The organism is Flavobacterium sp. XN-5 (genome assembly GCF_008033395.2).
Taxonomy (GTDB): Bacteria; Bacteroidota; Bacteroidia; order Flavobacteriales; family Flavobacteriaceae; genus Flavobacterium; species Flavobacterium hiemivividum.
Genome location: NZ_VOGZ02000003.1, coordinates 37,437 through 63,231, shown reverse-complemented (window position 1 = coordinate 63,231; position 25,795 = coordinate 37,437). Strand labels below are relative to the sequence as shown.

Below are 25,795 nucleotides of genomic sequence, written 5' to 3'. Positions count from 1 at the left end.
TATTATGTATATTTAATTCCCGCTTTTTACGGGGTTGCAAATGTATAACTTTTTTTTTTCTCTACAAACGTTAATTCATTAATTTTTATTTGAAGTAAACAATTGTTATTTAATGGTATATAGAATCCACCAATCTATTAACTAACAAGAACAATTTCTCAATTCCACAACGATTTTCTGACAATCAGAAAGCAACTTGACTTTTACTACAAACTTTCGATATTTGCATTACTTTTATAAAAACTTATACTCAACTTGAAATACCTCCTACTTTATATTTCTCTACTCGCATACACAGCAACTTGCTTTGCGCAAAATTTCGAACTGCAACTAACAGGCAATTCCAAACAGGAAACCCAAATAATAGACTCTCTAAACTACATTTCGAAACACAAAGATGCACTCTCAATAAAATCTGAGATTGAATCCACCTCTCAAAAACTATCAAAATTGGGATATATCGAAAATAAAGTCATCAAACAGCTTAAAAAAAATGATTCTACCTGTACAGCACAAATTAGCTTAGGTATGAAAATAAAATACATTCACATATATATAGGTAAAAATAAAGCGATTACTAAAACACTATTTAACAACACGACACAGGACAGCATTTTTATACCATACATCGAAATAGAAAAATTCCTAAACCAAAGTACCGTTGCTCTAGAAAGAAAAGGATTTCCTCTAGCAAAAATGAAGCTAACAAATATCCAACGTAAAGAAAACATACTGTTTGCCAATCTACAATTAGAAACAGAAAACCACAGACAACTAAACACCATTGTAATAAAGCAAACAGACAACTCGAAGAACAACAGTTTCCCCAGTAATTATTTAACCCAAATAAACAGAAAATACAAAAACAAAACATTCAACCAAGAACTCCTAACAAAGATTCATGACGAATTTCGAAAAATTAGTTTCGTAAGCCAACCCAAACATCCCGAAATATTATTTACAAAAGACAGTACCAAAGTGTACGTTTATCTCGAAAAAAGAAAATCAAACGCTTTTGACGGCTTCGTTGGATTCAGCAATAATGAAAATAAAAAAATCGTCCTCAACGGATACCTTGATCTTACTCTAGAAAATACCTTACAAGTAGGAGAGCAATTTTCACTTTATTGGAAAAGCGACGGCAACCAACAGAAAACATTCAACACTTCCTTAGAACTTCCCTATTTATTCAAAACTCCGATTGGACTCAAAGCACAGTTAAACATTTTCAAGCAAGACAGCACATATCAAAACACAAAAACTCAGATCGACCTGAGTTATTTCATCAATTACAACACCCGTTTCTATTTGGGATATCAATCAACAGCATCGAGCGACATTCAAAACACAAACAGCACTTCACTAACCGATTACAATAACACCTTTATAACTTCAAAACTACATTTTTCACAATTTGATTATTCCAAGACGCTTTTTCTAAAAAAATCCTCCCTTGATATAACTGCTGGATCCGGAAAAAGAGAAACAAACAATCAATCAGAAAAAAATACAAAATACAAGCAGTTTTTTATTGAACTGCAGGCAACGCACACCTTTTATTTAAACACAAAGAACAATATTAACATAAAAAGTCATAATTATTTCCTTTACAGTTCTAACTATCTTGACAACGAATTATACCGTTTTGGAGGCATTAACTCTATCAGAGGGTTTACCGAAAATAGTTTGCAAGCAAATCTCATGACTACTATCATTACTGAATACCGCTACATCATCTCACCGAGCGCATACTTCAATACAATCCTTGATTACTGCAGCTTCCGAAGCCCTAGCTCAATCAAAAACAAAACAGATCTACTAGCTTTCGGACTTGGATTTGGAATCCAAACTACAAACGGTTTACTCAAAATATCCCTCGCTAATGGTAGCGAAAAAAGCACAAAAATTGATTTTTATAACACAATTATCCATATTAGTTATAATGTTAAATTTTAGATGCGTGCATAAAAAAGCCTTATTTTAATTAGGAATCTTAACAAATTATTAAGAATTTTGTGAGACTAATTCAAAATAATTAAAAATGAAACTAAAGTTCAATGGAATCTTAGTACTACTTGTAGTACTGATGGCGCAACTAACTTTTGCGCAAGAGAGAGTTGTGACGGGGGTTGTTTCTGACGATGCAGGCATGCCAATACCAGGCGTGAATGTATTGGTTAAAGGAACCAATTCTGGCACACAAACTGATTTTGACGGGAAATATGCTATTAAAGCTACCCCAACTCAAATTCTAGTTTTTAACTACATTGGGATGAAAACCCAATCTGTAGTCGCTTCTAAATCTAACGTAAACATCTCAATGATGTCATCTACCGTAGAACTAGAAGGGGTAGTAGTAACTGCCTTAGGTATTAAAAGAGAGAAAAAAGCACTTGGATACGCAACGCAACAAGTAGGTGGTGAAGAAGTTTCAAATGTGAAAAGCTCGAATTTTGTAAACTCACTTTCAGGTAAGGTTGCAGGTTTAGAGATTAAAACTTCTGGAAATTTTGGTGGATCTACTAACGTTGTTATTAGAGGAAATAGCTCTATCGCTGGTAATAACCAAGCTTTATTTGTTGTTGATGGTGTGCCAATTGATAATGGAAACTCAAACACAGGAACGCAAAAAGCCGGTGGAGGTGGTTACGATTACGGTAATGCTGCATCTGACATTAATCCTGATGACATCGAATCTATCAATGTTCTAAAAGGAGCAGCTGCAACAGCACTTTACGGATCACGTGCATCTAACGGTGTTGTAATGATTGTAACTAAAAAAGGAAAAAGTCGAAAAGGACTTGGAGTTACAATAAATTCTAGTATAACTGTAGGGAATGCTGACAGCACAACTTTACCAAGATACCAGAACAAATATGGAGCTGGTTACGGTCCTTATTATGGTCCGAATGAAGATCAGTACTTCAACGAAGCTGATATCAACGGAGATGGAATTGACGATTTAACAACTCCATTTACAGAAGATGCTTCTTATGGTGCAGCATTTGATCCAAATTTAATGATTTACCAATGGAATTCACTTTACCCACAATTGACTGCAACTTACCAAAAAGCAACTCCATGGGTAGCAGGTAAGAACAATCCAAATTCAGTTTGGGGAACAAGTAGTACTGCAGTAAACTCTGTATCCTTAGATGGAGGTACTGAAACTAGTGCATTTAGATTAGGCTTTACTAATTTATTAGCTGAGGGTAACTTACCTAACAGTAACATTAGAAGAAATACAATAGCTTTTTCAGGATCTCAAGATCTTACTGATAAATTAACCGCTTCTGCTAACTTCAATTATGTAAAAACAGACGGTAAAGGTAGAAATGGAACAGGATATTCTTCTGGAAATGTAATGCAACAATTTAGACAATGGAATCAAATGAACGTTGACTACGGTGCACAAAAAGACGCATACTTTCTTACTGGTGATAATATCACTTGGAATCCTAATGGTCCAGACAATACAAAACCTATCTATTCTGACAATCCATATTGGACATTTTACGAAAATTATCAAACCGATACAAGGTCAAGATATTTTGGTAATGTTGCTTTAGACAACAAAATTAATGATTGGCTTAGTGTAATGGCAAGGTTCTCATTTGACACTTACGCTGCATTACAAGAAGAAAGAATTAACGTCGGTAGTGCTGATGTATCTAGCTATTCAAGATTTAACAACAACGTTTCTGAGTACAACTATGATTTGATGTTAAACTTCAACAAAGATATAACTGAAAAATTAAACTTAGAAGGAAACGTTGGTTTCAACTTAAGAAACAACGTAGCTAACAGCATCTTTGCAGCGACAAATGGAGGATTAAATTTAAGAGGCTTATACGCATTATCTAACAGTGTAAACCCTATTAACGCTCCTACAGAGTACGACGCAAGTAGCATGGTTGACGGTGAATATGTTAGAGCAAGTTTAGGATATGATGACTTCGCTTACTTAGAAGGATCATTTAGAACTGACCGTTCTTCTACATTACCAAAAGACAACAATAGATTTGATTATTTTTCAGTTTCTGGAAGTTTAATCTTCTCTCAATTTATTAACGCCCCTTGGTTGTCATTTGGTAAAGCAAGAGCGAATTACGCTGAAGTAGGTAGTGCAACTGATCCATACAGAGTTTTCAATACATTTGCTATTGGAACTCCATTTAATGGGAATGGTATTGCATCAAACCCAGGAACACAAGCAAACAGAGAGCTTCTACCTGAGAGACAAAATAGTTATGAATTTGGAGTAGAAATGTCGTTTCTAAACAGACGCGTTGGTTTTGATGTGTCGTACTATAACAATCAAAACATAAACCAAATTACAGCTATTCCATTATCTACATCTACTGGATATAGTTCAGCTATTCTAAACGCTGGAACAATTGAAAACAAAGGTGTGGAGGTACAATTTAATGCTACTCCATTTAAAACAACTGATTTCAGATGGGATTTAAACTTAAACTGGTCACAAAACAAAAGTTTAGTAGTTGAATTGTTAAACGGAATTGAAAACTTACAATTAGCAAGTTTACAAGGTGGTATCTCAATAAACGCAACTCCAGGACAACCTTACGGAACGATTAGAGGTAGTGATTTTATTTACGCTGCAAACGGACAACCTATTGTAAACCAAACAGGAAGTGCTAGTAGAATTGGTACATATCAAAGAACTGCTGCAAGTAACGAAGTAATTGGAGACATTAATGCAGACTGGAAAGCAGGTCTAAACAATAGTTTCACTTATAAAAACTTAAATTTAAGTTTCTTAATTGACATGCAAAAAGGTGGAGATGTATTCTCTCTAGATACTTGGTACGGTTACGCTACTGGTATGTATGATTTCTCTGCAGCAAACAATGAATTAGGAAACCCTGTTAGAGATGCAGTTGTAGGAACTCCTGGTAACTATGGCGCTAACTCTGGTGGTGTAATAGTAGATGGTGTTGCTCCTGATGGATCAAAAAATACAGTTAGAGCCAATGCTAATGTTTACACAACTCCTTGGGGTTACGCACGAGCTCCTAACAAACTACATGTTTATGACGCTGGTTATATTAAGTTACGTGAAGCAAGTTTAACATACAATTTTGGTGAAAAAACATTAGCTCAATTGCCTTTCACTAGTGCTTCTTTTTCAATCATTGGAAGAAACTTATGGATTATTGACAAAAACACTCCATATGCAGATCCTGAAGCTGGTTTAAGTTCTGGAAATGTTCAAGGTTACCAATCTGGTGCTTACCCTTCTATTAGAGAAATTGGAGCGAGTCTTAAATTACAGTTTTAAAAAATAAAATTATGAAAAAAATCATATTAACAGCGCTATCTATTTTCACTCTAGTATCGTGTCAAACTAATGACGCATACGAAGATTTAAATAGAGACCCAAAGAATCCAACTCAAGTTGATGCATCTTTTTTATTTACAAGTGCAACGAAAAGCTTAGTTGATCAAATGACAAGCACCAATGTAAATACTAATATTTTTAGAATGTTAGGACAACACTGGACTGAGACTACATATGTTGACGAAGCCAATTACGACTTTAATACACGTAACATCACTAACGCGCATTGGTCAGAAATGTACAGAGACGTAATTCTAGATTTAGCTACTGCTAAAGAAAACACGGAGGCAACTCCCGTAACTGCTAGTTTTACTCAAGAAACTAAAGACACAAGAAAAGCTCAAATAGAGATTTTAAGTGTTTATGCTTGGGCTAATTTAGTTGAGACATTCGGAGACGTACCCTATTCTCAAGCGTTAGACCCAGGGAAATACGTTTTACCTGTATACGACGATGCGGCTACAGTTTATGCTGATCTATTTACACGTTTAAATGCTGCTATTCCAGCTATAACTAACGACGGTTTCGGTTCTGCAGATCCAATTTATGGCGGAACAGCTAGTGCTTGGAAAAAATTTGGTAACTCATTAAAATTAAGAATGGGTATTCGCGTGATCGATGTTGCTGCAATGTCTACAACAGCACGAGCTGCAATTACAACAGCAATTAGTGGTGGTGTATTTACTTCAAATGCAGATAATGCTTCAATGGCGTACTCAAACGCATCTCCTAATACGAACCCTGTATGGGTAGATTTAGTGCAATCAGGAAGATCTGATTTCGTTGCTGCTAATACATTAGTAGATTTCATGAACAATCTTGCTGACCCTAGAAGAGAGGTTTTCTTTAAACAAAATTTAGGAGCAGGAGTATACAAAGGTGGAACCTATGGCGCAGTAAGTAGTTTTACTACGAACACTCAACTAGGAGATAAAGTATATGACCCTACAAATCCAGCATCTTTGATTGACTATGCAGAAGTAAGTTTTTACCTAGCAGATGCTGCTGAACGTTCTATTTCAGGAACTCCAGCATTAGCAGCTGGATTTTACAACAATGGTGTTACAGCTTCATTCGACGATTGGGGAGCTACTGGAGTTATCGCTTACTTAGCTAATCCTAACGTAAACTATCTTACAGCACCTGGATCATGGAAAGTAAAAATTGGTAATCAACTTTGGTTAGCTATGCACAATAGAGGTTACGAGGCTTGGACAGCTTGGAGAACTTATGACATGCCAGGTTTTAACCTACCGGCTGTATCTGGACTTCCAGTTCCTACAAGATATACGTATCCTATTAGTGAGCAAAACTTGAACAAAACCAACTATACTGCAGCTTCTACTGCAATAGGTGGTGACAAGCAAACAACTAAAGTTTTCTGGGATAAATTCTAAAAATCCAATAAATATTATTAAAACCACCACCTTTAAAAGTGGTGGTTTTTTTTATATCTTTGCACCATGGAAAAAGAACATCAAATATTTGGGATTAGAGCTATAATCGAAGCGATTCAAGCCGGTACAACAGTAGATAAAGTCTATATTCAAAAAGAAGCGAGCAGCGAACTGATGAAAGACTTAATGAAAGTGATGAAGCGCGCCAATGTAAACTTCTCTTACGTTCCTGTAGAAAAACTAAACAGATTAACGCCTAACAATCACCAAGGTGCGGTAGCTAGCATATCCCCTATTTCCTTTTTTGACTTAGAAACCTTGATTGACACAGTAGTTGAAAACGGAAAAAAACCATTATTCCTTATACTAGATCAAATTTCTGACGCCCGTAACTTTGGAGCTATCATCAGAACTGCCGAATGTACTGGAGTAAACGGTATTATAGTTCAAAAAGCTGGCTCAGCGCCTGTAAATGGCGACACAGTAAAAACATCAGCAGGAGCAGTATTTAATATCCCTATTTGTAAAGTAGAACATATTAAGGATGCAATCTTTCTTTTGCAAGCAAGCGGAATTAAAACAATTGCCGCAACAGAAAAAACAGAACAAACCATTTATGATATTTCTCTAAATGAAGGAGTAGCCATCATTATGGGTTCTGAAGATCGCGGAGTAAACCCATCGGTTTTGAAGATCGTCGATGAAAAAGCTAAACTACCCATGTTTGGAACTATCGGTTCCCTAAATGTATCAGTTGCTTGTGGAGCTTTTTTATATGAAGCGTTGAGACAAAGAATATAATTCCCCCATAGCCCGCGAACCGGGAACTAGCCTTCAGTGGAATAAAATAGAAAACGAATCAAGACTCTGGCCTTGATTCGTTTTTTTCGTTTACTACGATATCATAATCGACAGTGAAATTTGAAGTGAAATAACTTGACAGTGGCTCAGCTTCCTCCTCTTCTATTTCTACAACTGGTAAATTCACAAAATTACCATTCGCATCAAACCGTTGCATGAACTTATCTTCCGCGGGATCAAATTCAGGCCGTTCCCATTCATATTTAATCGGTTTTTTAAATTCTGGAGTCTTATACATTATAGATAGCACCAACCCGCTAATCAATCCTGCTAAATGTCCTTCCCAAGAAATAGTATCATCTACTTCTGGAAAAATATACCAAAGCATTCCTCCATACAACATTATAACAGCGAGTGACAATGCTACCAAACGATAGTAGCGCGTCAATATTCCTTTAATAAAGATAAACGACACTAATACATAAATCAAACCGCTCGCTCCAATATGGTAATTAGATCTTCCTATAAACCAAGTCAAAATCCCCGACATTAAAATTCCAAATCCTATTACCGCATAAGACTGTTTTGCATAAAAGAATTGTAAAGCAGCTAACAGGACTAATAAAGGCAAGGAGTTATTATAGAGGTGCTTCAAATCAGAATGGATAAACGGACTAAATAACACGCCTTGCAATCCTGAAAATGTTCTTGGATAAATTCCATTTCGAACAAAATCAAAATCAAAACGAATTTCCAGCCAATAGATGAACCAAAGCATCAACACAAAGAAAAGTGGCCCTCCTAAAACAGAATTGGTAAATTTAAATTGATTATCCATCTAGTAATTTTTATTTTAAAAGCTAAATCAAATATTTATCCAAAAGCAATTTAATGCTATTTTGTCAGATAAACGAGAATCCAATCTAAAAATGAAGCATAAAACCAATTAGCGCCTAAGAAATGGAGAAAAAAGCGAACTTATCGCATGGTTTCCTTTCGAAACAAAAGATATAATACAGACCCGGAATAGCTAAAATAAAAATAGTAATTTTGTAAAATGGAAGCACCACTTGCAGAACGCATTCGACCTCAAAAACTAGAAGAATACATCAGTCAATCCCACCTTATAGGAGAAAACGGATCGTTGACTCAACAAATAGCCAAAGGAATTATTCCCTCCTTAATTTTATGGGGACCACCAGGAACAGGTAAAACTACCTTAGCACAAATTATTGCTCAGGAATCAAAACGTCCTTTTTACATATTAAGCGCCATCAATTCGGGTGTGAAAGACATTCGGGATGTTATCGAAAAAGCCAAACAAAGCGGCGGTCTCTTTACCACTAAGAATCCTATTTTGTTCATAGATGAAATTCATCGTTTTAGTAAATCACAACAGGATTCCTTGCTTGCTGCAGTCGAAAAAGGATGGATCACTTTAATAGGTGCCACAACAGAAAACCCAAGTTTTGAAGTTATTCCCGCCTTATTGTCCCGTTGCCAAGTTTACATATTAAACGCTTTTACAAAAGACGATTTAGAATCTTTATTACAACGCGCTTTGAAAACTGATACCTATATGGCATCTAAAAACATCGAGCTACGAGAAACAGAAGCGCTATTGCGACTTTCTGGGGGTGATGGACGAAAGCTATTGAATATATTTGAATTGGTCGTAAACGCATCCGCTGAAGACCAAATAATCATCACTAACGACCGTGTGTTTGAACTAGTACAGCAAAACACCGTTTTGTATGACAAAACTGGCGAACAGCATTATGACATTGTTTCTGCATTTATAAAATCGATTCGTGGAAGCGATCCTAATGGAGCCGTTTATTGGTTGGCTCGAATGATTGAAGGTGGAGAAGATGTCAAATTTATCGCCAGACGAATGCTCATTCTATCGAGTGAAGATATAGGAAATGCAAACCCTACAGCTTTTATAATGGCCAACAATACATTTCAAGCCGTGGCAACCATTGGTTATCCAGAAAGCCGAATCATACTAAGTCAATGTGCCATTTATCTAGCAACTTCTCCAAAAAGCAATGCTTCTTATCTTGCCATTGGAACTGCGCAGCAACTTGTAAAACAAACTGGAGATCTCCCCGTTCCTATTCATTTGCGAAATGCTCCAACTAAACTAATGAAGGAATTAGGTTATGGAGACGAATATAAATATTCACATGATTACGCCAACAATTTTGCCGATCAGGAGTTTCTACCTGATGCAGTAAAAAACACTCCTTTATATGTTCCCGGAACGAACTCCAGAGAAACAACAACCAGAGAATTCTTGAAAAACCGCTGGAAAGGTAAATACGGCTATTAAATAAAAAGGTTCTAAAAAGCATCATTTAACTGTACTTCTTAGAACCTTTTTATTTTATCATAAATTGCATTAAAACTTAACCGCTATTTTTTCTGAAATAAGATTTTCATTTTTATAGTATTGAAAAATCCAACCTTCTTCAGTCCCAAGTAAAACACCCTCGTTATCTCCTTTTATTGCGATGAAACAACTAGGATTGGCCGTTTTAAACAATTTCATCACCACTTTTGGAGTTGTATCGATCAATTGAAATCCATTAGCAACTGGCTGCGCATATAAGTATTTAACTGATGTATCTGTATTGCTTACGGCATTTGCTACAGCAGCTTTCTCAACTGCCACCGCTCTTACTTCAATTACTTCCTGCTTGACTGGCTTAGCGTCCACTTTAGCTTCAGCATTTGCACCACTGTATTTATAATTTAAGGCGTCTATAGAAGCAAAAGCCTGATTTAGACATTCATTATAAGCAGTTTCATAGTCTTTCTCCTTACTTTTCCCAGTAACCGATTGATAGATGATTTTCCCATTACAATCTTTTAAGGTTATGAAAAGCTTAGTAATCAAAAAACCGCTTTCTTTTTGCAAATCAAAATACAGTAAATCGCACCTTTCGCTAAAACCCTGTGGAGTCGTTTCATTGCTATAGAAAGCTTCAAAACCAGCTTTCTTCAAATTGAATTTGGACAAGGTAGTAAGACGGTATTGATTTTCCTCTTTTTGGAAATCAAATTTCACGGGAACAATTACTGCTTTGTAATCATTTACAGACTGTGCATAACTCTTTCCTGCAACAACTAATAGGAGTAATAAAATATATTTTTTCATAATTTAAAGGTAATTTTTAAGTTCTAATAAATGATTTATTTGTTTGATATTATTGCCCACTTGGGTCTTGTTTTCATTAAAATATATGGCATCTAATCCCATGTCTAACGCTCCTTGCACATCAGCATCTAGAGAATCACCTATCATAATACTGTTTTCTTTTTTGGCTTTGGCCAAATCTAAAGCATATTCAAAAATAATCGGATTGGGTTTCTTCACACCTGCCATTTCTGAATTAGTTATAGTTTGAAAATAGTCATGTAGCTTAGAATTTTCAATTTTTCTCTTTTGGACATCAGCAAAACCATTAGTGATAATGTGCAGCTTATAATTTTTATTTAAATAATCTAAAATCTCAAATGTCCCATCAAAAAGATGATTATTATCTGGTAACAAATGAATATACTCATTAGAAATACTATCAATCTGTTCATCTGAAACAGCGTAATTAATAGCATCAAATGAATCTTTCAACCTGTTGTATCGCAACTCCTCATGAGAAATCTTATCGTACTGATACAACTTCCAGCACGCCTGATTTATGGGTACGTATTTTTCGATGAATGTTTCAATTTCAATTTCGGGATGATTATTTTGAAAGATTCGTGCAAAGGTCATCTCTGAATTTTTATCAAAATCCCAAAGCGTATGATCTAAGTCAAAAAAAACATCTGTAATATTGGTAATCTTCATTATAATTCTCTTTTAAAATATTCCTTCGTCAACAAAACTAAAATAACCAAATTCGGTCACAATTAAATGATCCAATACTTTTACTTCTAAGCTGTCACCAGCCGTTTTTAACTTCTTCGTGATTTGCTTGTCGGCATCACTTGGCACTAAGGTTCCCGAAGGATGATTGTGACATAGAATCAAAGCAGTAGCACCTATTTCAAGCGCGTTTTTAAACACGATTCGTACATCTACTAAAGTTCCCGTTATACCACCTTTGCTCAATTGCAATTTGGATAGAATCTTATTCGAATTATTCAAATAAATAATCCAAAATTCTTCATGTGGCAATTCTCCAATGATGGGTTGCATAATTTCGAAAATCATTTTGCTAGACGTAATTTTGATTAATTCGACTGCATCTTCAGACCTTCTGCGCCTTCCTAATTCTAAAGCCGCAATAATAGAAATCGCTTTGGCTTCTCCTATGCCTTTAAAATTCATCAACTGAGCAATCGACAACTTACCTAAAGCATTTAGATTGTTCTCCACGCTTTTCAAGATCCTTCTACTCAAATCCACTGCCGATTCACTTCGACTACCTGAACCAATTAAAATAGCGATTAACTCGGCATCACTCAAAGCACTTTTACCTTTCAGCATTAGTTTTTCTCGAGGCTTATCGTCTTCGGACCAATTGGTAATAGGAAAAAAAGCATTTTCATCCATACTGTCGTCTTAAAATTAGTCCATCTTAAAAATATTTATTTCTCAATCATTCCTTTTACCTCATCAAAATTTAATCCACCATAATTTCCTGAACTCATCAACAGTAATGCCGAACTATCCAAATTTAAATTAAACAAATACTCTTTGAAGTCTTTTGGATTGGTGTAAATAACCAAGTCTTTTCTATTAAAAGCAGTTGCAATTTGGTCGTAGGTAACTTCTTCTAGTTGCTTAATTTTTACTGCGTCTGGCGAATAGAAAACTACAGCAACATCTGCATGTTCTAAGGCGCCTTCGTATTCTTTCAAAAACTCTGAATTTAAACTACTATAAGTATGCAATTCTAAACAGGCCACGAGTGTTCTATTTGGATATTGTTCTTTTACTGCCTTTGTGGTAGCAGCCACCTTACTTGGGGAATGCGCAAAATCTTTGTAAGCTACTGTAGTTTTACTTTCAGCAATTTTTTCTAATCGTTTAGAGGCTCCTTTAAAACTAGCAATCGCTTCATAAAAATCAGCTTCATCCACGCCCATGTTTTGGCAGATCCATTTGGCTCCAGCCAAATTATTTAGATTATGCGCTCCAAATACTTCGATAGGCATATCACCTTCTGGAGTTTCTAACAAGGTCGTTCCGTTTTCTACTTTATAATTTGGAGTTGTATAACCTAATTTACGAGTTGGATTTACAGCTGCTTCCGATACACGTTTCACTTCGGCATCGTCTTCATTATACACTAGAATTCCTCCACGGGTAATTTTTTCGACGAAAATCTCAAATTGTTCTACATAATTTTCATAGGTAGGAAAAACATTGATATGATCCCATGCAATTCCAGATATCAAAGCAATATTAGGTTGATATAAATGGAATTTTGGTCTTCTGTCAATTGGTGAGGACAAGTATTCATCCCCTTCTAAGACAATAAAATCATTTTCCTCAGTAAGATGAACCATAGTATCAAAACCTTCTAACTGCGCTCCCACCATATAATCCACCGCGATATCATTGTAGTGCATAACATGCAAAATCATTGAGGTGATTGTAGTTTTCCCATGAGACCCGCCTATAACGACACGTGTTTTATTTTTAGACTGCTCATATAAAAACTCAGGATACGAATATATTTTCAGTCCTAATTCTTGTGCTTTTAAAAGCTCTGGGTTATCTGCCTTAGCATGCATCCCTAAAATTACGGCCTCAATGTCGTTTGTAATTTTTTCTGGAAACCAACCTAATTCTGCAGGTAAAATTCCTTTTTTATCCAATCTTGATTTAGAGGGCTCAAAGATTGCATCGTCACTTCCAGTTACCTTGTATCCTTTATTATGTAATGCTAATGCTAGGTTGTGCATAGCGCTTCCCCCTATGGCGATGAAATGTGTTCTCATTTATATTTATTCAATTGTGCGTTTGTATGTTATATTAATCAACTTAATTATCAGTTAATCTCTTGACTTCTTTTCTTGTATTCCGCTAAGGTTATTCTCGCTCTTTCAGGATCATTCATCTTGTTTTTATATAAATCAGCAAGCTTTTTATAGCTTTTTGCAGAATCCCCTATTTCAATGGCTTTCTTATATTGCACCTCTGCTGCTTTATATCTTTTATAATATTCTTCGATGCGAGCTCTTGACATATAACCATCAACAGCTGACAATTTTAGCAATTCATTCGAATATCGTATCGCCTTACCTTCGCTTCCGCCCACAATCCTTGGCAACTGAATATTTAGCTCAATCAAAGCCCACCTAGCATCAACATGTTTTGGGTCTAGTTGAATTGCTTTTTCGAATGAAGTTCGAATATCATCTATCATACCAAGCGCTTTAAATTTATTTACCTCCAAAGCACGCATACCTGTCGCACCTCCATATTTATAAAAATAATCAGCCTCCGAAGGCTTTAAGTTTTTCAATTTTTCATAATAGCTTATCGCTTCTTCCCATGACTTACGACTCCCGGCAATGTCGCCTAAATACTCCAGCACCTCAAGGTTAGACGGATTAGTTTTTAGAAGCGCTTCAAAAACAGGTTGCGCCTGATCGTACTTTTCAGCTTTGAAGAGTTTTTCAGCTTTTTCGAAATTAGATTGCGACCAAATCATCATTGGTAAAAATAAAAAGAGGATTACAATGTGTTTCATTCTTCAAAAATAAGGAATTTCTAATTGTAATACCGATTGTACATTCAATATAGTCCAATTGTATTGCACTATTTTCATATTACATTGGCATTATACCAGAGAACTTTAGTATCAAAAAAAAAAATGTTTGGTATAAACTATTATCTCGTCCAAAAGCTTTTACAATAAAAAACCTCTTAACTTGATTTAAACACAAGATAAGAGGTTTTTCTGAAAATTAAAACAGTGTGTTATTTCACAATTGTCATTTCATCAACAATATGCTTAGCACCAGCATACTTATCAATTATCCAAAGTACGTAACGAATATCTACACTAATTGTTCTTTGCAATTTGGCATCAAAAATAACGTCTCCCGCCATTGCTTCAATGTTTCCATCAAATGCGATACCAACTAGTTCCCCTTTACCATTCAACACCGGAGAACCAGAGTTTCCACCTGTAATATCATTGTCAGTTAAAAAATTAACTGGCATATACCCATCTTTATCAGCATATTGTCCAAAATCCTTTGCCTCGTTCAATTCCAATACTCGAGCTGGCAAATCAAATTCTGGATCACCTGCTTTATACTTTTTAACCAAACCGGTCATAGTCGTATAATTATTTACTTTTGCATCATTGCGCTTGTCAGCAGGCAAAGCACGTACTTTTCCGTAAGTCAATCTCAAAGTTGAGTTAGCATCAGGATACTTAATTGAATTCATTTTAGATTCACGTAAACCTTCTACTAATGAACGGAATGCTTTCGCAAAATCATCATCTGCTTTTAATTGCGCATCCGATTTAGCTCTAATTTTAGTCATTAAATCATTCGACACTACATACAAAGGATCATTTGCGATATATTCTGGTTTTGGATCTTTCATGAATGCCAAAACACTTTCTTTAGTGGCAAAAATACTTTTGGCAACAGCGTCATTTACATAAGCAGTAAAATCACCCTTATTTTCTTCTTTTAATTTTGCAATACTTTCAGGAAGTCCGTAAGCAGCCGCTTTTGTAGCGTATAAATTTAATTGTGCTGTAAAAACATCTTTCTCTAATGGAGCGTGAAATTTCCCGTAAACACCATCAATATATTGAGTAACTCGAGGTAACATCTCTTGTCTCTTAGCTTCATTCTCTTTGTAATAAGCGATTAAGGTATTTCCTATATTAGCAGGAGCAGCTCCATAAGTAGCCGTTCTTATTAGTTGAGTTAAATAATTATCATGCGTTGTTTTTAAGTTATTTTGAGAATAGTAGTTGTTAATCGTAGCGATTACATTACCATATTTCGCTTTATTTGCTTTCTTGTTAGCCCAAGCATTGAATTTAGTTTCTTCTTTTGTCTTAGTAGCTGAAGTTCCCGCTTTTGTCAAAGCATCAATCATTCCTTGACGGTTTTTCCAGTAGTTAGCAGTTGAAGCGTACTTAGAAGCGTAATCTAAATTAACTTTTTCATTCGCATCCATATATACCTTCATTCTATCCATTCCGGTTTTTGCACCTTCAACCCAAGCAGGATAAGCAAACTTTACGTTTTGTTCAATTCCCCCCGCTGGCATCCAACGATTTGTGCGCCCTGGATAACCTAAAATCATAGCAAAATCATTTTCCTCCACGCCTTTTAAACTTACAGGCAAATGGTGTTTTGGTTGCAATGGTACATTATCTTTAGAATACTCGGCTGGGTTTCCATTTGCATCAGCATACACTCTAAACATAGAGAAATCTGCGGTATGTCTTGGCCATTCCCAGTTATCAGTATCACCACCAAATTTCCCTAAACTTTCAGGTGGTGTTCCCACTAGACGAACGTCTTTGTAGTCTTGGTAAACAAAATAGTAATATTCATTTCCTTCAAAGAAAGGACGAACAGAAACAGTATATTTTCCGCCTTCGTTATTCTCTTTTTCGATCAAAGCCATTTCTTGCTGAATCGCTTTGTTACGTTCAGTTTCTGTCATTTTATCATTTACTTTCGATAAAATTCTTTTAGAAACGTCATCCATGCGCACAAAAAAGCGAACGTATAACGATTTTGGTTTCATCTCTTCACTCTTGTCTTTTGCCCAAAAACCATTTTTTAAATAATTTTGTTCTTCAGACGAAAGCTCAGCGATCGCACCGTAACCACAATGATGATTTGTTAAAACAAGTCCTTCTCTTGAAACGATTTCGGCAGTACACCCACCGTTAAATTGAACAACTGCGTCTTTCAAACTGTGGTTATTAATACTATAGATTTCCTCAGCTGTAAGTTGCAATCCCATTTTCTCCATATCTCTATGGTTCAATCTTTCGATAAACATCAAAAACCACATTCCTTCGTCTGCTTTCACCGGAAAAGTCATCAGACACATGGTCAAGAATAAAATTATTTTTTTCATAATTTAAATATTTTTTTGTGCTGCGAATATAAATCATTTTCGCAATTTTAAGCATTATCTGTCTTAAAAAACAACAACTACACATCTGGTTTTAACTTAATTTTATGGATTTAATAATTGTTTAAATAAAAAACCGTTTCAATTGCTTGAAACGGTTTTTCTTATATCAGTAAAATGATTACTTAATCATTCAACATTTTCCATAATTTGTCTTTCAACTCTGTCAATCCTTGTTGAGCAACCGAAGAAATAAACATATAAGGAATCCCCTTGAAGGAAACATCTAATTCTGCTTTCAGTTCTGCTTTTAGATCATCGTCTAGCATATCACATTTAGAAATAACAACCATACGCTCCTTATCAAGCATTTCTGGGTTGTATTTTGTCAATTCGTTTACCAAAATATCATATTCTCCTTTAATATCTGGTGTATCAACAGGAACTAAGAATAATAGTGTTGAATTTCTTTCGATATGTCTCAAGAAATAATGACCTAGGCCTTTTCCTTCTGCTGCACCTTCTATAATTCCAGGAATATCTGCAATTACAAAAGATTGAAAATCCCTGTAAGCTACAATTCCAAGATTTGGCTTTAAAGTAGTAAACGGGTAGTCTGCAATTTTTGGCTTAGCCGATGTTAAGACAGACAATAGTGTTGATTTTCCAGCATTTGGAAAACCTACTAAGCCTACATCTGCCAAAACTTTAAGTTCTAAGATAACATCCATTTCCGTTCCTGGTAATCCAGGTTGAGAATATCTAGGAGTTTGATTTGTAGCACTTCTAAAGTGCCAGTTTCCTAAACCACCTTTACCACCTCTAGACAATACTTGTTTTTCACCATCTTCGGTAATTTCAAACAAGGTTTCACCAGTTTCTTTATCTTTTACAACAGTTCCTAAAGGAACTTCGATAAACTTGTCATCACCATCGGCGCCAGTACTTCTGTCCCCACTACCGTCACCACCGTTTCCAGCTTTGATATGACGAGCAAATTTAAGGTGAAACAAAGTCCAAAGTCCTTTGTTCCCTACAAGATATACATGACCTCCACGTCCTCCATCACCTCCATCAGGACCACCCTTTTCAATAAATTTTTCTCTATGCAAATGCGTAGATCCTTTTCCTCCTTTACCGGATGAAACAAATATTTTTACGTAATCTACAAAATTCCCCTCTGTCATTTTTTCTACTATTCAATTTTCAACTCTATCAATAAAACTCATTTCTTATTGATACAAAGCTATTATTATATACGTAATGCTTTCACCATTACTTTATCAATCTTCACGCCATCCATATCAATTACTTCCAACTCAAACTTTTGCCAAATCAACTTCTCTCCTTGTTTTGGAATATGCGAAAGTTCTGTCATTATTAATCCGCTCACCGTAGTAACTTCATAATCATTGATTAATTCGTCCAAATCAAAGTACGTTAGAAAATCATGTAGTGAATAATGTCCGTCTACCATCCATGTTCCATCTTCTCTTTTAACCAATTGGAATTCTTCTCTATAAAAATCAGACACATTTCCGACTAAGGCTTCCAGAATATCATTTAAGGTGATCACTCCTTGAAAAATACCGTATTCATCAGCGACCATGGTATAATGAACACCTGTTTTCTTGAAACGTTCTAAAGCCTTATAAGCAGTCGTTTGTTCCATCATGAACGGAGCTTCTGTCATTAAATTTGCCAAATTGAAATTTTCATCATCAATATGTGCAAAAATATTTTTCAAATTTACCACTCCCACAATATCGTCGTAATTCTGATTGTAAACTGGGTAAACAGAATGCAACTCAAGTCTCATTAACGCCTTCACCTCTTCTTTATTCGAATGTAACGGCAAATAAACCACAGATTTTCTATGGGTCATTAACGAATTTATTTTCCTGTCTCCAATGTAAAAAACGCGCTCTACAATGTCTTGTTCAATCTCTTGAACTTCTCCAGTTTCCGTTCCTTCTTTTATAATTGCCTTAATTTCTTCTTCGGTAATTTTTCCGTCAGATGAAGGTCTAATTTGAAGAATATCTAATAAAAACTCTGTAGAAGTTGTCAGTAACCAAATAAATGGAGCAGTTACCACAGAAATTATTTTCATAGGCATCGCAAAAGTTTTTGCGATCGCTTCAGGATGATTTAAACCAATTCTTTTGGGCAGTAACTCCCCTAAAACCAAGGAGAAAAAAGTCAATATTACGACAACAATACCTACTGCAATCGTCTCAGCATAAGGTTTTAAAATCTCGAATCCCACAACGAATGTTTCAACATCAGTCGTGATCTTATCCCCACTGTAAATACCAGTAAGAATACCTATCAAGGTAATTCCTATTTGAACTGTCGACAGGAATTTATTTGGCGAATTAGCCAAATTAAGTGCAATTTGAGCACTTTTATTCCCCTTCTTCGCCGAAGATTCTAATCTGCTTTTTCTAGCCGAAATTAATGCGATTTCAGACATGGAGAAAACTCCATTTAATAAAATCAGAAAAAGTATTATTAATATTTCCATTTACACTATTTAAAGCCAAAAGTCAATTGATACGATATCTAACTTCGACTTTTAAAAAAACCTAATTTCACTACAAATTATCGATAACTGCACTTAAACGTTCTGTAATTTCTTGAACACTTCCTATTCCGTTTACAGCGTGAAATTTCCCTTGATCGTTATAATACTGCATTAAAGGAGCCGTTTTTTGATTGTATTCCTCGTACCTGTTTCTAATTTTATCTTCATCTTGATCATCAATTCTACCACTGGTTTTTCCTCTTTCGAGTAAGCGTTTAATCAAAATTTCATCATCAGCTTCTAAGGCTACTGTAGCAGTCACTTTAGAACCAATCGACGACAAAAACTCATCTAAAGCAACCGCTTGTGAAATCGTTCTTGGATAGCCGTCAAATAAAACACCGTTAGTATCTGTATGTTTATTTACCTCATCAATAAGCATCTTAGTAGTCAATTCATCAGGTACTAAATCTCCAGCATCCATATAAACCCTCACTTGTTTACCTAGCTCTGTATCGTTTTTTAGATTAAAACGAAAAACATCACCTGTAGATATGTGTGTTAATTTATATTTTTCTTTCAAAAATTCCGCTTGAGTTCCTTTTCCTGCTCCTGGTTTTCCAAATAAAACAATGTTGATCATAATGTGTGTTGCCTAGTTATTCTTTTAGTTTATATACTTCTGGTAAGTTTCTTCCTAACCCGTCATAATCAAGACCAAAACCGACTATGAATTTATTTGGAATCCTGATTCCTACATAATCTATTTTAATGTCTTTTTGATATGCTTCTGGTTTAAAGAAGAGGGTAGCTATTTTAAAATGCTTTACGTTTTGCGCTTTGAATAATTGTTTCAATTCAACCAATGTATTTCCGGTATCAATGATATCTTCGAGAACAATAACGGAGCGCCCGGTTAAATCCTGATTCAATCCTATCAATTGCCTTACTTCATTTGTAGAAGAAGTTCCTTCATAGGAAGACATTTTTATAAAACTAACTTCACATGGCTTTTTATACGCTTTCATAAAGTCAGAAACGACCATAAAAGCACCATTTAAAACTCCCACAAACACAGGAATATCATCGGCAAAATCGGCTTCTATCTGTTCGGCCATTTTTGTTATCGCAAACTGTATTTCTTTGGCAGAAATAAACGGAACAAATTCTTTATCGTGAAGTTGAATCATGATTATTCTATTTAAAATAATTGGCAAATATAGGAATTTCTGAATTGAGAACTCCGTTTTAAACCCATAAGAATACCGTACATTTGAAAATAATATGTTTTTTTAGCCTTAGATGAATAACGACCTTTATAAAAATATCGCAAACAGCACTGCATATAGATCTAGTAGAGACGAAAACGCCCAGCATATTTTAACCAATTCCAACTTATTTCCTGATTTACTGCAAATTGCTTTAACAATCGAGGATAAAAACCATCACAAAGCCTGTTGGATCTTAGAATTAGTTCTAGAAAAACAACTCCATTTACTTACAAATCATCTTCCAGTCTTCTGTACTAGTCTTTCAACATTTACAAATGAAAGCGCCTTGCGCTCTATTTCGAAAATTTGTATGTTCTTAAACCAACACCTCAGCTTAACCAACATACAAGAACAACAAATTACCGAAAGCTGCTTTGATTGGCTCATTAACGAAAACGGGAAGGTAGCCACAAAAGCCTACGCCATTCGAGCTTTGTATGAATTGGGTAAAAAATACGATTGGATATACCCTGAATTGAAGCGTATTCTTAGCGATGATTACCATAAACATTCAGCAGCTTACAAAGCCGTTGCAAGAGAAATATTGAAGAAAATAAAATAGCATTTTCCTATTCAATCATTATAAAGTATCTTTGTCCTGAACAAACTTTCAATACAATGAATTATTTTTCTTCCGATTTTAAACTAGGAATATTAGGTGGCGGACAACTGGGTAAAATGCTTTTGTTTGACACTAGAAAATTTGACATACAAACCTATGTTCTGGATCCAAGCGATGAAGCACCTTGCAAAATCGCCTGCGATCAGTTCTTCAAAGGAGATTTGATGGATTTTGACACCGTTTACAATTTTGGGAAAAAAGTCGATGTTTTGACTTTCGAAATTGAGCTTGTCAATTTGAGCGCCTTAGAAAAATTAGAAAACGAAGGTGTAAAAGTTTTCCCTTCGCCAAAAACACTAAAACTAATTCAGAACAAGGGAGTTCAGAAAGATTTTTATACAAAACATAATTTACCAACAGCAGCTTACAAGCGTTTTAACGACTTAAAAAGTTTAGTAGTTCAAATATTAGATTCTAAGTTAAGAATGCCTTTTGTATGGAAATGCACTGAATTTGGTTATGACGGAAATGGGGTAAAAGTTATTAGAGACATTTCAGATTTAGAGAATCTACCAAACGTTGAATGCATTGCAGAGGAAATGGTACCATTCAAAAATGAATTGGCAGTTATCGTTTGTCGTAATCCTACTGGCGAAATTAGAACGTATCCTGTAGTCGAAATGGAATTTCATCCAGAGGCTAACCAAGTAGAATATGTAATTTGTCCTGCAAGAATTGATAATCTAGTTGCCGAAAAAGCGAGAGCAATCGCCCTGGAAGTTTCTGAAAAATTCAATCACGTTGGATTATTAGCTGTCGAAATGTTCCAAACGGAAGATGATGAAATTTTAATAAACGAAGTAGCGCCAAGACCACATAATTCAGGACATTACTCCATTGAAAGTAGTTATACTTCTCAATTTGAAAACCACCTTAGAGCCATTCTAAATTTACCTTTGGGTAACACAGATAGTAAAGCAGCTGGAATTATGGTTAATTTAGTAGGTGCTGAAGGTCATTCAGGAAACGTTATTTACGAAAATATCGAAAAAATATTAGGCTGGAATGGTGTTACACCACATATTTACGGAAAAAAACAAACACGACCTTTCAGAAAAATGGGACATGTTACTATTGTAAACTCCGACATTAAAGAAGCACGAAGAATTGCCGAAGAGGTTAAAAACACAATAAGAGTAATCAGTTTGCAGTAAATAGTTTACAGTTACAATCCATAACTTTAAACCTTAAACTTTATACAAAAAAAAACAATGAGCAAAGTAGCTATAATAATGGGAAGCATCTCAGACATGCCTGTAATGCAAGAAGCCATAGAAGTATTGAAAGGCTTCGGAATAGAGATCGAAGTGGATATCGTTTCGGCACACAGAACTCCTGAAAAATTATTCGATTTCAGTCAAAACGCACATACTCGTGGAATTTCGGTCGTTATCGCTGGTGCTGGCGGAGCAGCTCATTTACCAGGAATGGTCGCTTCCATGTCTCCACTTCCAGTAATTGGAGTTCCTGTAAAGTCAAGTAATTCAATCGATGGCTGGGATAGTATTTTATCAATCTTACAAATGCCAGGCGGAGTTCCTGTAGCCACTGTTGCTTTAAACGGTGCTAAAAACGCAGGAATCTTGGCAGCTCAAATTATTGGTAGCCATGACAAAAACATATTAGACAAAGTAATCCAATATAAATTAGGTCTGAAAGAATCTGTAATTATTGCTTCTGAAAGTCTTCTTAAAAATAATTAATAAACTAAAAAAAGCTTCTCATCACGAGAAGCTTTTTTAATTTTAAAGACTTTATTTTTTATTCAGAAATTAGTCCTACGCTTCAATTTCTTCAAGAAGACTCTCAAATTCAGATGCAGTTACATCTTCATTATTAATCCAATTTTCAGAAGTAACCAAACTGAAATTTATATTATCGGCTGTATTTAACTCCCAAATAATTCCTTCTGCTTCTGGAAATGGAATATTCTGAGTCATTTGGTCTTCAAATAATCTCTTAATCAAATTTCGATCAGACAATCCATTATTCAATAATTTCAATATATCTTCAGCCCTTAGCTCTTTCACTTCGCCATTAGTTGGCGTCATTGAGAAATGAACCACTGATGCTTTGGTATTAGGAAATTTTCCGTTATAGGCTTTAAAAAGCAACTGATTTACATGAAACAATCTTCCCTGCATATGAATTTCAGGATATTCCTCACATACTTTATCAATTAACATATTGTGCGAAATTTGCTCAATTTGTCCTGCATTTAATTCTTCACCTAGCTTATAAGCAAGTACAATTTCGGCAGCTTCATTTGGCTCATAATCTGATATAGCCATTTCTAGTAATTCAGGCAAATTCTTTTTTTCTGCTGTAGCTGCATCTGGAAAATTAAATTTTTCCAATAATTGAATATAATCTTCGTCTGACCAATATCCTTCTACTTCATTTACAGTATCAATACGTTTTATTATAATTTGATAATTCATTTTTTTTTATTTTAAAATTGTTTACGATTAGCTCTTATATAAAACTCTAATCGGATTTTTTACAATTTAAGGCTTTTAAAAACTCCCACGAAATAAATAACATTTAAATAACAGAATCATTCACACTCCTATACAAATTGAATCAATTCTATAGGAGTTGCTAAATTTTTATAAATTACTACCTTTACACATCTAAAAAAATTTGATTTCTAACACTGAAAATAATTATATACTAATGAATGTTATAACTTCAAAGTTTGCCACAAAACACGATACCGCTCCTTTTTCGAAAATAAAAAACGAGGATTTCCTTCCTGCTTTCATCGAAGGAATAGCATTGGCAAAAGCCGAAATTGACGTGATTGTAAAAAATGAAGCTGCTCCCACTTTCGAAAATACCATTGAAGCTTTAGATTTTAGCGGTTACACACTAGATCGTATTTCGAGTATTTTCTTCAATTTAAATTCAGCAGAAACGAACGACGAAATTCAAAAAATCGCTCAGGAAGTTTCTCCTTTGTTATCTGAGTTTGGAAACGATGTGCGTTTGAATACCAAATTGTTTGCGAAAGTAAAAACGGTCTACGAGCAAAAAGCAGCTTTGAACCTCAACGCAGAGCAAACTACTTTATTAGATGAAAAATACAAGAGTTTTTCTCGAAATGGAGCAAATCTCGCAGAAGCCAAAAAGAGTATACTTCGCGAAATTGACAAAGAATTATCAAAAACCAGTTTACTCTTTGGCGAAAATGTATTAGCCGAAACTCAAGCTTTTCAATTGCATCTTACCGATGAAAAAGATTTATCTGGTTTACCGGAAGGTACAATCGAAGCCGCTCGTTCTTTGGCGAAAAGCCAAGAAAAAGAAGGTTGGATTTTTACTTTAGATCACCCAAGCTATGTTCCGTTTGTGACTTATGCTGACAATCGCGAACTGCGCAAGAAGATGGCAATTGCTTTTGGAGCCAAAGGTTTTCAGAACAATGAATTAGACAACCAGCAAAATGTTTTTAAAATAGCCAAACTGCGTTTTGAAAGAGCGCAACTTTTAGGATATGCAACTCATGCGCATTTTGTGCTGGAAGAAAGAATGGCTGAGAGTCCAGAAAAGGTTATGACATTCGCAAAAAATTTATTGGAAAAAGCAAAACCAGCTGCCCTAAAAGAATTTGCTGATTTAACGGCTTTCGCCAAAAAACTAGACGGCTTAGATCAACTAGAAAAATGGGATGGCGCCTATTACTCCGAAAAATTGAAACAGGAATTATTCAATTTAGACGACGAGAAATTAAAGCCTTATTTTCAACTTGAAAAAGTATTAGAAGGTGCATTTAACATCGCTGGTAAACTATACGGCTTGACTTTTACCGAAGTTTTTGATATTGATAAGTACCATGAAGAAGTGACTACTTATGAAGTAAAAGATCATAAAAATGAATTGGTTGCGATTTTTTACGCCGATTTTTTTCCTCGAAAAGGAAAACGCAATGGCGCTTGGATGACTTCGTACAAATCACAATTTGTAAAAAACGGAATCAACGAAAGACCGCATATCTCTAACGTATGTAATTTCACTAAACCTACAGAGACAAAACCTTCCTTATTAACTTTTAATGAGGTGCTCACTTTGTTCCATGAATTCGGACATGGATTACATGGTATGTTAGCAGATACTACTTATCCAAGTTTGTCTGGAACTTCGGTATATTGGGATTTTGTAGAATTACCAAGCCAGATTATGGAAAACTGGTGTTACGAACCTGAAGCATTGGCTATGTTTGCCACACATTACCAAACAGGAGAAATCATACCTATTGAATTTGTCCAAAAAATTAAAGAAAGCTCTAATTTTCAAGAAGGAATGGCAACCATGCGTCAGTTGAGTTTTGGGATGTTAGACATGGGATGGCATGGACAGGATCCTTCTAACATAAAGGACATAAAAACATTTGAAACAGAGCAATTTGCCGAAACGCAATTGTATCCTGATGTGAAAGAAAATGCTATGAGTACCGCTTTCTCTCATATTTTTCAAGGCGGATATTCCGCTGGCTATTACAGCTACAAATGGGCCGAAGTATTAGATGCAGATGCTTTCGAGTTTTTCCAAGAAAAAGGAATTTTCAATAAAGAAGTCGCTGATAAATTTAAAGACAATATCCTTTCTAAAGGCGGAACAGAACATCCTATGATTTTATACAAACGTTTTAGAGGACACGAACCAAGTCCAGATGCTTTATTAAAAAGAGCAGGATTATTATAGATAACTGAAAAACCGAAGTAACAATG

At 35.2% G+C, this 25,795-nt stretch carries 21 protein-coding genes; 9 read left to right on the top strand and 12 right to left on the bottom strand.

The genetic code is table 11. The features are described from left to right. Positions 1-255: 255 nt before the first annotated feature. The 4 genes from FQU23_RS07415 to rlmB all read left to right on the top strand — a co-directional run bounded on the left by FQU23_RS07415 (position 256) and on the right by rlmB (position 7,560). Complete coding sequence (locus FQU23_RS07415) at positions 256-1,956, top strand: hypothetical protein (protein ID WP_147673324.1); 1,701 nt, start codon at positions 256-258, stop codon at positions 1,954-1,956. Between the two features lie 85 nt (positions 1,957-2,041). Continuing rightward, positions 2,042-5,302 (top strand): SusC/RagA family TonB-linked outer membrane protein, encoded by a 3,261-nt coding sequence (locus tag FQU23_RS07410; RefSeq protein WP_147673323.1) that lies wholly within the window; start codon positions 2,042-2,044, stop codon positions 5,300-5,302. 11 nt (positions 5,303-5,313) lie between these two features. Then, positions 5,314-6,759 (top strand): SusD/RagB family nutrient-binding outer membrane lipoprotein, encoded by a 1,446-nt coding sequence (locus FQU23_RS07405; RefSeq protein WP_147673322.1) that lies wholly within the window; start codon positions 5,314-5,316, stop codon positions 6,757-6,759. Between the two features lie 66 nt (positions 6,760-6,825). Then, positions 6,826-7,560, top strand: a complete 735-nt coding sequence (rlmB, locus tag FQU23_RS07400) for a 23S rRNA (guanosine(2251)-2'-O)-methyltransferase RlmB (RefSeq protein WP_132110100.1) — start codon at positions 6,826-6,828, stop codon at positions 7,558-7,560. 58 nt (positions 7,561-7,618) lie between these two features. Here the strand turns inward: rlmB and FQU23_RS07395 are convergent, their stop codons facing one another. Continuing rightward, the gene (locus FQU23_RS07395) at positions 7,619-8,398 is read right to left on the bottom strand and encodes a rhomboid family intramembrane serine protease (protein WP_147673321.1); all 780 of its coding nucleotides are present in this window, start codon (positions 8,396-8,398) and stop codon (positions 7,619-7,621) included. Positions 8,399-8,617: 219 nt separating this feature from the next. On the opposite strand from FQU23_RS07395, the gene FQU23_RS07390 reads away from it, so the two are divergent. Next, positions 8,618-9,895 carry a replication-associated recombination protein A gene (locus FQU23_RS07390; protein WP_147673320.1) on the top strand — a complete coding sequence of 426 codons (1,278 nt, stop codon included), beginning with the start codon at positions 8,618-8,620 and terminating at the stop codon, positions 9,893-9,895. A gap of 69 nt (positions 9,896-9,964) precedes the next feature. On the opposite strand, the gene FQU23_RS07385 is transcribed toward FQU23_RS07390, so the two are convergent. From FQU23_RS07385 to hpt, 10 genes are all read right to left on the bottom strand, one after another. Further along, positions 9,965-10,723 carry a hypothetical protein gene (locus FQU23_RS07385; protein WP_147673319.1) on the bottom strand — a complete coding sequence of 253 codons (759 nt, stop codon included), beginning with the start codon at positions 10,721-10,723 and terminating at the stop codon, positions 9,965-9,967. A gap of 3 nt (positions 10,724-10,726) precedes the next feature. Further along, positions 10,727-11,416: a YjjG family noncanonical pyrimidine nucleotidase gene (locus tag FQU23_RS07380; protein ID WP_147673318.1), complete on the bottom strand. Its 690-nt coding sequence runs from the start codon at positions 11,414-11,416 to the stop codon at positions 10,727-10,729. A 12-nt stretch (positions 11,417-11,428) separates the two neighbouring features. After that, a complete protein-coding gene (gene radC, locus FQU23_RS07375; protein WP_147673317.1) occupies positions 11,429-12,124 on the bottom strand; it encodes a RadC family protein in 696 nt (231 codons plus the stop codon). 35 nt (positions 12,125-12,159) lie between these two features. Then, a complete protein-coding gene (locus tag FQU23_RS07370; RefSeq protein WP_147673316.1) occupies positions 12,160-13,518 on the bottom strand; it encodes a UDP-N-acetylmuramate--L-alanine ligase in 1,359 nt (452 codons plus the stop codon). A 50-nt stretch (positions 13,519-13,568) separates the two neighbouring features. Next, positions 13,569-14,273 (bottom strand): tetratricopeptide repeat protein, encoded by a 705-nt coding sequence (locus FQU23_RS07365; protein WP_147673315.1) that lies wholly within the window; start codon positions 14,271-14,273, stop codon positions 13,569-13,571. Between the two features lie 230 nt (positions 14,274-14,503). Continuing rightward, positions 14,504-16,648 (bottom strand): S46 family peptidase, encoded by a 2,145-nt coding sequence (locus tag FQU23_RS07360; RefSeq protein ID WP_147673314.1) that lies wholly within the window; start codon positions 16,646-16,648, stop codon positions 14,504-14,506. Between the two features lie 182 nt (positions 16,649-16,830). Continuing rightward, positions 16,831-17,832 carry a GTPase ObgE gene (obgE, locus tag FQU23_RS07355; protein WP_147673313.1) on the bottom strand — a complete coding sequence of 334 codons (1,002 nt, stop codon included), beginning with the start codon at positions 17,830-17,832 and terminating at the stop codon, positions 16,831-16,833. 65 nt (positions 17,833-17,897) lie between these two features. After that, positions 17,898-19,121, bottom strand: coding sequence for a hemolysin family protein (locus FQU23_RS07350; protein WP_245181089.1), 1,224 nt, complete (start codon positions 19,119-19,121; stop codon positions 17,898-17,900). A 121-nt stretch (positions 19,122-19,242) separates the two neighbouring features. After that, entirely contained in the window at positions 19,243-19,815 is a 573-nt protein-coding gene (locus FQU23_RS07345; protein ID WP_147673311.1) for an adenylate kinase, read from the bottom strand. Positions 19,816-19,831: 16 nt separating this feature from the next. Beyond that, positions 19,832-20,362 carry a hypoxanthine phosphoribosyltransferase gene (hpt, locus tag FQU23_RS07340; protein WP_147673310.1) on the bottom strand — a complete coding sequence of 177 codons (531 nt, stop codon included), beginning with the start codon at positions 20,360-20,362 and terminating at the stop codon, positions 19,832-19,834. 112 nt (positions 20,363-20,474) lie between these two features. Between hpt and FQU23_RS07335 the strand changes: the two genes are divergently transcribed. Genes FQU23_RS07335 through purE form a run of 3 tightly spaced genes read left to right on the top strand, consistent with a single transcriptional unit; the run spans position 20,475 to position 22,768 of the window. Then, positions 20,475-21,005 (top strand): hypothetical protein, encoded by a 531-nt coding sequence (locus FQU23_RS07335; protein WP_147673309.1) that lies wholly within the window; start codon positions 20,475-20,477, stop codon positions 21,003-21,005. Between the two features lie 56 nt (positions 21,006-21,061). Then, positions 21,062-22,219 carry a 5-(carboxyamino)imidazole ribonucleotide synthase gene (locus FQU23_RS07330; protein WP_147673308.1) on the top strand — a complete coding sequence of 386 codons (1,158 nt, stop codon included), beginning with the start codon at positions 21,062-21,064 and terminating at the stop codon, positions 22,217-22,219. Positions 22,220-22,276: 57 nt separating this feature from the next. Beyond that, positions 22,277-22,768, top strand: coding sequence for a 5-(carboxyamino)imidazole ribonucleotide mutase (gene purE / locus FQU23_RS07325; RefSeq protein ID WP_147673307.1), 492 nt, complete (start codon positions 22,277-22,279; stop codon positions 22,766-22,768). A gap of 75 nt (positions 22,769-22,843) precedes the next feature. Here purE and FQU23_RS07320 read toward each other — a convergent pair whose 3' ends face one another. Then, positions 22,844-23,506, bottom strand: coding sequence for a hypothetical protein (locus tag FQU23_RS07320; RefSeq protein WP_147673306.1), 663 nt, complete (start codon positions 23,504-23,506; stop codon positions 22,844-22,846). Positions 23,507-23,741: 235 nt separating this feature from the next. Here FQU23_RS07320 and FQU23_RS07315 point away from each other — a divergent pair, with 235 nt between their 5' ends. Next, a complete protein-coding gene (locus FQU23_RS07315; RefSeq protein WP_147673305.1) occupies positions 23,742-25,769 on the top strand; it encodes a M3 family metallopeptidase in 2,028 nt (675 codons plus the stop codon). The last annotated feature ends 26 nt before the right edge of the window (positions 25,770-25,795 follow it).